The sequence below is a fragment of the Staphylococcus sp. HMSC072E01 genome (assembly GCF_001814125.1).
Lineage (GTDB): Bacteria > Bacillota > Bacilli > Staphylococcales > Staphylococcaceae > Staphylococcus > Staphylococcus hominis.
The window spans coordinates 344,127-352,324 of sequence record NZ_KV814990.1 but is presented as its reverse complement, the minus strand read 5'-3'; the positions used below and the strand labels follow the sequence as shown (position 1 = coordinate 352,324).

The 8,198-nt window shown below is 27.8% G+C and carries 7 protein-coding genes; 3 read left to right on the top strand and 4 right to left on the bottom strand.

What is annotated here, in order from left to right:
• Positions 1–795 precede the first annotated feature (795 nt).
• Positions 796–987 carry a VraH family peptide resistance protein gene (locus tag HMPREF2953_RS10170; protein ID WP_002449597.1) on the top strand — a complete coding sequence of 64 codons (192 nt, stop codon included), beginning with the start codon at positions 796–798 and terminating at the stop codon, positions 985–987.
• 365 nt (positions 988–1,352) lie between these two features.
• On the opposite strand, the gene HMPREF2953_RS10165 is transcribed toward HMPREF2953_RS10170, so the two are convergent.
• The 3 genes from HMPREF2953_RS10165 to HMPREF2953_RS11535 form a co-directional block, all read right to left on the bottom strand.
• Entirely contained in the window at positions 1,353–1,850 is a 498-nt protein-coding gene (locus tag HMPREF2953_RS10165) for a DsbA family protein (protein ID WP_371091018.1), read from the bottom strand.
• A gap of 138 nt (positions 1,851–1,988) precedes the next feature.
• On the bottom strand, positions 1,989–2,252 hold the full coding sequence (locus HMPREF2953_RS10160; protein WP_002454682.1) for a hypothetical protein: 264 nt from the start codon (positions 2,250–2,252) through the stop codon (positions 1,989–1,991).
• Positions 2,253–2,323: 71 nt separating this feature from the next.
• Positions 2,324–2,542 carry a hypothetical protein gene (locus HMPREF2953_RS11535; protein ID WP_176746046.1) on the bottom strand — a complete coding sequence of 73 codons (219 nt, stop codon included), beginning with the start codon at positions 2,540–2,542 and terminating at the stop codon, positions 2,324–2,326.
• A gap of 624 nt (positions 2,543–3,166) precedes the next feature.
• Here HMPREF2953_RS11535 and HMPREF2953_RS10150 point away from each other — a divergent pair.
• A complete protein-coding gene (locus HMPREF2953_RS10150; protein WP_070673214.1) occupies positions 3,167–3,775 on the top strand; it encodes an NDxxF motif lipoprotein in 609 nt (202 codons plus the stop codon).
• A gap of 1,237 nt (positions 3,776–5,012) precedes the next feature.
• Here the strand turns inward: HMPREF2953_RS10150 and HMPREF2953_RS10140 are convergent.
• Positions 5,013–6,377 (bottom strand): FAD-dependent oxidoreductase, encoded by a 1,365-nt coding sequence (locus HMPREF2953_RS10140; RefSeq protein WP_070673210.1) that lies wholly within the window; start codon positions 6,375–6,377, stop codon positions 5,013–5,015.
• Between the two features lie 772 nt (positions 6,378–7,149).
• On the opposite strand from HMPREF2953_RS10140, the gene HMPREF2953_RS10135 reads away from it, so the two are divergent.
• The gene (locus tag HMPREF2953_RS10135) at positions 7,150–7,758 is read left to right on the top strand and encodes a stage II sporulation protein M (protein WP_070673209.1); all 609 of its coding nucleotides are present in this window, start codon (positions 7,150–7,152) and stop codon (positions 7,756–7,758) included.
• Positions 7,759–8,198 lie beyond the last annotated feature (440 nt).

The window sequence follows — 8,198 nt, the reverse complement described above, 5'->3', positions numbered from 1 at the left end:
ATATTAGAGGTTATAGTATCGATCAATTCTTATTTAATATTAACTATAAGTATTGTTATATCAGCATTTATGATGATTTTAAAAAGAGCACTTAATCAAGGGGAGCATAAGATAATCCTTCAGCTATGCTGAATACCACTTAAGGTGGTACTGGATTTCCTTATGCTCATGCAAAATCCTATTTGAAAATCCTATTTTGTTTGTAATATTTCAAAAAGTAAAACTTACATTGTTAAAAAATAGGTTATGCTTTTCTTCACTGTTTACTTTAATTTCTTATTTTTATTTCCAAAATAGTCATTGTTAATAAAAATTATAGTACCCTTATTTGCAATTTTAAGATATTTTTTAGAGCATTCAGGAGTGTTTTATATATTATTTATTTAATGGCTCTTAAAATACAAAATAGATATATTGGATTATATTACACGTAAATTTGATTTTAGAACATACCTTTTAGGTGTTTAAGTACACCTTTGGATATATAAAATAAAAAAAATCTACTAGCAAAAAAACTAGTAGCTTAAATCTTAGTTGAATTTTGAAGTAGTATTAATTTTTATATCTTTGCTATAACACCGATTACTTAAAACTAAGGTAAAAATCGACGAATGTCGGCATAGCGTGAGCTATTAACCCTACCAGTCGACAAGTTTTGGGATTGTTAAGGTTCCGAAGCTCAACGTCAATAAAGCAATTGGAATAAAGAAAAAAACGGTTGTTAGAACTATAGTTGTATATATTTTTAAAACTTTAAAGTGTTATAATTAAGGTAAGTGTAGAGGAGGTTTTACTATGTCTGTAAAAAATGTATTAAAACAATCTTGGGAAGATCTTAAAAATTTAGAATTAAATTTTAAGAACGTAAGTATTGTAGTTGTTGTTACATTTATACTTAGCAATATTCTAACGCCGTTAGCAGGTATTCCTGTTGGTTTATTAGGTAGTGCATATTGGATTCAAAATAGAAAAAGAAAACAATCTTAAAGTATTAATTTTTTGGTCCCCTTTTTCGAAAAAGGGGGCTTTTTGAAGCTTTTTTTGAAACGAGTTTCTTCTTGTCTTGATACTATATAGAAATAACGTTTTTTAAATAGGGATAGACACTTATGTATTAGCTTTAGTGTGAATAATTTAAAAAATTTAAAGGTATTTATATTTTACTAAAATCAAGTTTGTTATTGTTACTTTTTGTTGTTTATTTAGACATAAGTTATGATTATGGGTAGTATCTTTGTATAACTTATTCATTTCTTTGATATAGTGTTTCTTCAATTTCAGCTATTTTTTCTAATATATTTTTAATATCGATTTTTGAAAATTCATCAATATGATTACCTTTTTTAAATTAATTACTTCAAATACTTTTTATATTCTGTATAACTATAAGGATCTTTCAATTTTTTACCGTTTACATAAACAGTTGGCGCCTCTTTAACTTTTTTATCTTTATAAAGTTTTATATCTTTCTGAGCATCTTTCCAAGATTGACTATTTTTATTTTTATAGTCTTTTTTAATTTTTTTTGCTTTTTTATCACTAATATTGAGTTTATCAATTTGTCGGTCAATTAATTGTTCAGTTAACCATTCATTTTCATGATTAGGTTGTTTTGAAAAAATTAATTTTTGAAATTCTAAATAACGGTTAGGGGCAATATTTTGAACTACATGACCAGCTCTAGATCCTTTGATTGCATCTTTACCTAAGAATGCCATATTTACAAATTTATAATCAGCCTTATCTTTATCAAGATAATCTTTTTGTAATTTAAGCACAATATTAGTTTCTACTTTTTTATAATAAGGACACTTGTAGTCTCCATAAATAATTATTTTCTTTTTGAGCATCCTACTAAAATAAAAACAAGACATATTATTAAAATTACGTTACTCTTTTTCATATTTTTTCTCCCACAAAATATATAGCACATCAAATATTAAAATATTTGATGTGCTATAGTTTAATCTTATATATTCATTATAATATTAAAGTATAAATATAAAGAATATAAGAACAACTACTATATTAATAGGTAACAATGTGAAGCACATTTTTTTTGCTTTTTCCTGTAGTGAGTATTTTTTACTTAAATCACGTTCAATAAAAAATGTACTTCCAATTAAGATAATAAATAATAAAATATAAAGTAAAAGACTTTTAATCACTAAGTTTGTCATTGGAATTGCAAAAATAAATAAGATAGTTGCTTGACTTATAGTGAAAAAATATTTATCTATTAATTTTTTCATCTTTTCACCTACGCATGATTACAAGCAATAGATTCTCCAGCATATAACGCTTCCATTCCTGCTGCAACTCCTCAGCCAACAGGTCCGCTAACTCCTAATGCTACCATTGCTCTTGATGTAGCTGTAGTATGAGCAAAACCAGTTACAGTTATAGCATCGCAAGCATCTCTATTACTCGTACTTGTACTATTTTTTTGTTGTTGTTTTTCAACTTCTTTTTTAAAAGCTACTAAATTTTCTTTCGCTTTTTCACCATTTTTTCCTTGCATAGTTTTATTATATTGATTCACATAGTTCTCAACATCATTAACTGTAACATCTAAACCAGAATTACTTAGTTCATTCTTTAAATATTCTTTATCAATAATTTGTAATTCACCATTATCATTTCTTTCGAGATTATCATAAATGATATTGGCTATATTTTGATTGATTTTGTAATCTTCTTGATTAGCCTCCTAATATTTTTATATTTAAACCTTAACAAAAAATCATATTCTATTTAAACATCTAATTTACATTTTTTATTATTTATTTATAAAATTTTATAATGGTGGCTAGCAAAGCCAGTACTCCAAACCACTATATTACTTAAATCACCTTTGCATGTTTTATATGCTTAGGTTACGTTAAGTAATAACTTTCGAAGAAAGCGTGGTGGGAATGAATGAGTGAACGAGACACATTTGTGTCTAGCGACGATACTCTTAGGAAAAACCGAAAACCTAACCGCAAGGAGCCACATGGGAGAAGTCGAGAGAAAACGCCTAATTGATTAAATAAAAGTAGAGATATGAGAGAAGTTCAAAGTGAAAAGTACGATCAAGATTTAGAATATAATCGAAAAGAATTTTTAAAACAACTTGAAAAAGATTGGTAAGAATAAAGAAAAGCTTAAAAAAGGAGAATTTTAAATGAATTTAAAGAAATTTCTTGTGTTAATAATGGTTTCTCTTTTATTTTTTTCATTAACTGCTTGTGGTAACTCTACAGAAAAATCAAAAAATCAATCTTCTAATAAAAATGAACTACCAGCAATACCTAAGGAAGTATTTTCATCTAACAAAATTAATGAAAATATCAGTAAAAAAGAAGTTAAAAAGAGCGTTTCAAAATATTTAGATACATCTCATGCTATATTTGAAAATATTAAAAGTTTACGTAATAAAGATAACTTAAATAAAAATGAGTTAAAAAAACTAAATTCATTAACTGAAATGAATGATAAAAATGATAGTAATTTTTCTAATTTTATTCAAAACAATAATTTACCAAATGGATATAAAGATGGAGTGTTTAAAACTAAAGATTATATAACAACTGCTAATCAGTACTTAAACAAATTGAATACACAAATACAAAAAGTAAATAAAAATTCTAATTCAGATAATCTATCTACAAAAGATATTGATAAGATAAATTCAATTAATGAACAATATAAAAAAGATGTAAATGGAAAAAAACAAAAAGAAGTAGAAGCATTTTTAAAAGATAAAAATATAAAAACTAAAGCATTTAACTAATAAAATAATTAGTTGATTTTTGAGTGATTAAAATTTTATACACGAATGTGATCATAAAGTTTTAGAACGAATTTGCGTCCACCTTTTATTTTTTATATAAATAGTCACCAATAAATTCTACTAAAAAATGAATAATTGTACCTAAAATAATAGCTAATAAACAAAGTAAGATAATACTATATTTGTCGCTTAGTGAAAATAAAAAATATACTAAAATCAAAATTGTAACTAATGCTGTTTTAAAAGTATTTTTAAAGGTCTTTTTATCTATTTTTACCATCTCCTTCTTAAAATTTAAGCTAACATAAAATATTATTTAACATAATTCGTCTATATGACAAGTTCAATTAATGAATAAAAAATAATAAACATAAATGATGATTATGAGTAGTTAATTGTATATATTATTCATTTTAATTTACCTTATTGTTTCTTTTTGACTGATACCGTAAATGTCATACTTGCTAGAAATAAAATAATAATCAATATCATCCAATTCATTCATCTACCTAGCCTTTAATATTATTACTTAATATATAGACACCTTAAAAAATCATAACAATCAAGTTAAATTCTTCTGGAAAATTTTCTTTTGAGTGAATATGCTATAAAATATATGATGAATACTAAAAAACCTTCATTAAGTTTTATAAGCTTACGAAGGTTTTTTAATCTATAGTTAGAAATACTTAAAATTGATGTTATTAGGCTTTCAACGTTTTTTTATGCTTTTTTGTTTCTGTGGGAATGATAGCGCTCAGCCGGCATGGTTGACCACTTTTCATACTAACTTTTAAGTTTATATATAAATGGACAGTGTCTAAAAAATTATTCACTGGGTTTGCTCAAATTTTAGTTGGTGTACTTAAAATACATTTATTTGATTTATATTTGCTTTTTAAGAGCTTATATAAAAAAATGTATGATTTACCCCTAAATCTTTAAAATACCCCTTAAATTTCAAAATAAAGGTATTTAAAATTTTAAAAATGAAAAAAGCTACTAGTGAAATCAAGCAAATCGTGAAGAATTGGAAAAAGAAGAGAAGGTTAATCAAACTCGCCACATTAAAGAAATGTATCTCTAAATAAAGTAAGAATCGATAAGTGGGTATGCAGACTTATCGATTCTTTTATATGCTTTCAAAGGGTTGGAGTCTCTTTAAAATAGTATTAAGCTCATTAAAAAGGTGCGTCTCTCCTTGAGGAGAGACGCACCTTTTTTTGTCCGTAAGGGTTTAGAAGAGTTGTTTGTCTTTAGGGAAGACATCGTCGCCTAGTGCGCGTTGTGCTAGGATGTTCAAGTAGTTCCATGGACGGTTAAAGTCTGGTTGGAAGAAGAAGTCGACTAATGCGAGTTCTTCTAATGTCCAGCCTGCATTGATTGCAACCGATAGTGTGTTGATAGATTCTACTAAGTCTTCCGTACTCATAATTTGTCCGCCTAGAATGCGATGTGTATCTTCATCGAATATGATTTTAAGGTGAACTGTTGTATCGTCTTGACGGAATTTAGGACGCACAGGTACTTCGATATATTTTGCTCCTAAGTTGCCGTCGTAACTGTCTTTTTCTGTTTCATGTACGCCTGTTTGACCGAATTTGTAATCGAATAAAGAAAGACCAGATGTACCTGAAACGCGTGGCATCTTCATGTCTTTGCCTGCCATGTTGCGTGCTGCTACGTAACCTTGACGACGAGAGTTAGTTGCAAGTGCAATATAGCGGTCTTCGTTGATAGGCGCGAATGGAATAAGCGTTGCGTCGCCACTTGCATAAACGTCTTTTTCTGATGTTTCTAAGCGGTCGTTGATTTTGATAATACCTTTTTTGCCAAGTTCAACTTTGCCGTCTAACCATTCTGTTGCAGGTTTAACGCCGACAGCAAATAATACTGTATCTGCTTCGTATTCGCCGTCATCTGTGACTACGGCTGTAACATTGTTGTTATCGTCTACTTTCAAGGCTTTAACGCTCGCATTTCCTTTAAATTTTAAGCCGTGTTCGGCAATGTTTTTCTCTAAAATATCTGTAAATTCTTTATCTAAATAAGTGTTGATAATACGATCGTGGTCATCCATAAGTGTTGTATCGATGCCGGCTTTGGTAAAGGCTTCGGCTGCTTCGATACCGATATAACCGCCGCCGACTACAATGGCTTTCTTCGCATTTTGCATGCGTTCTTTGATTTTGCTGGCCCATTCTTCACCACGCATAAATAAGACATTATTGTACTCGTTGATGCCATTGATTGGTAGTTCGTTTGGTACAGCGCCTGGGCTTAAGAATAATTTATCATAAGAGACTTCTGAAGTGTTGCCATCTTTTTTAATAGTCACGGTTTTATTTTGAGTATCTAAATCCGTTACCGTTGTTTGAAGATGCAAGTTCACGCCTTGTTCTTTTAACGATTCTGCATCTGCATAATGCAAGGATTGTAATGATGGTGCAACATCTTCTAAATAACTTTGAATACCACAAGATAAGAATGAAGGCGTCTCGGCACTTTCAAATACTTCGATTTCCGCCTCTGGATCTGATATTAATAATGTTTCTATTGCAGCATAGCCTGCATGTGATGTTCCGACTACTACGTATTTCATAATAGTGAAGTCCTCCTTTGGTTGAGCATTTCCGCTCTTCTTTATCTATTTTAAAAGTTGATTTAATTTTCTTCACATTTGTATTTACCCTTCAGAAGGCGTTTTATTCAGTAGAGTAGGGTAATATAGGCAGTGTTAATAAAATTGTTATAATTGTGATTGTTTTAGGATATTTGTTGTTTATTTTATTAACAGAATAAAGATACAAATTGAGAATATTCGTTTTAATATAGCTAATACAAATAAGATTAATCAAATAACAACTAACGATTTTACTTTATTATTTTAATCACTTATTTGAGAAATAGGAGTTTTTTTAATGAAGAAAAACAAAAAAGTAACCATTAATACTACTTTTCATGTAATTAACTGTATAATGATCTTTATCGTAGCCGCATTGTTAAAAAAATATGTTTTATCAAACACCATGATATTTTAGGTACGATACTTTATACAATAATTATGCTAATAAGCGCAGTAGTAATATACAATGTTCATTTATATTTTTTAAAAAAATTAAAAAAATAATTCATGAAGAATGCTCTTTTTTGTTAATTTATACTGTAAAATTAACTTTGAAAGTATGTATAGGTATACAAAATTATCATAAAAGTCTAAAAAAATAGACGAATTAAATTGCCCGTTTTTTATGCATGTAAGACTAAATAAAGATACAAAATGTACGTCAATGAGAATAAATGAAAACTTATAATCAAGATAAGAAGAAACTCGTTTCACTCGTTTTAAAAAACAAGAGAAAAAGGAGTAGATCATGTTAAAAATCAAAGACGAAAATTATTTCAAAAGATCACTAAAAATATTCATAATAGCAACAAGTCTTTTATTACTAAGTTTCACTCTATCAATTATATTCAATCCATCATTTGAAACATTTAAAAATATATCAAATAAAGTACCTTCTAGTCTTGATAATGCACAAGGTTTAAATAAACTATGGCAATATATATTAAATAATGCCATCCGAGTCCCATTTCAAATGTTTATCTTTTCTTTAATCCCAATACCATTTCTATATTTTTTAAATATAGTTTCCACAAGTATAATTACAGGAATTGCATTTGGTTTCGCAATCCATTTTGATTTTAATAAAGGTCTTCTTATGGTTTTATCTTCTATACCACATGCAATAATTGAAACATTCGCAATGTGTTTTGTTATCAGTGGTTTATATAAATTAAATAAAACAATCATTAGAAAAATAAGTAATCTTTTTAAAAAGAATAAAAAACAGAATTTTTCGTTTGTATTAGCTTTTAGTAATTTACTTAAAATATATTTTCTAATTGCTTTGCCTTTATACATACTCGCAGCATTTTTAGAGACATACTTTACAGATTTTATTTATAACTTATTTATCTAACATCAATGTTGCTTTATTCCAATTGTTTTATTTTGGAGACTAGTAAATGATACCTGTCATAAGACAATTTATTTCATTTTTTGTAATTTTAGTAACCTATGGATTAATACACAGAGGCTACATGAATATTAGTTGGGATATTCTAATAATCATGTGTGGGATATTTTTCGGTTTTCTCGTTATGTTTTATTTTTCAGTTTATAAAAGTCCAGAATTCAGTAAAAGAAAAATAAAAATAATAGCCTATATCAGTTCTATGTTAACGATTATTATTATTTTTATCCTGGGACATTTAACATGGATCTTATTAACAAAATAAATTTCAGTAAAATAGCTCACCTTATTCAATTATTGTTGCTTTATTCCAATTGCTTTATTGACGTTGATCCTCGGAACCCTTAACAATCCCAAAACTTGTCGAATGGTCGGCTTAATAGCTC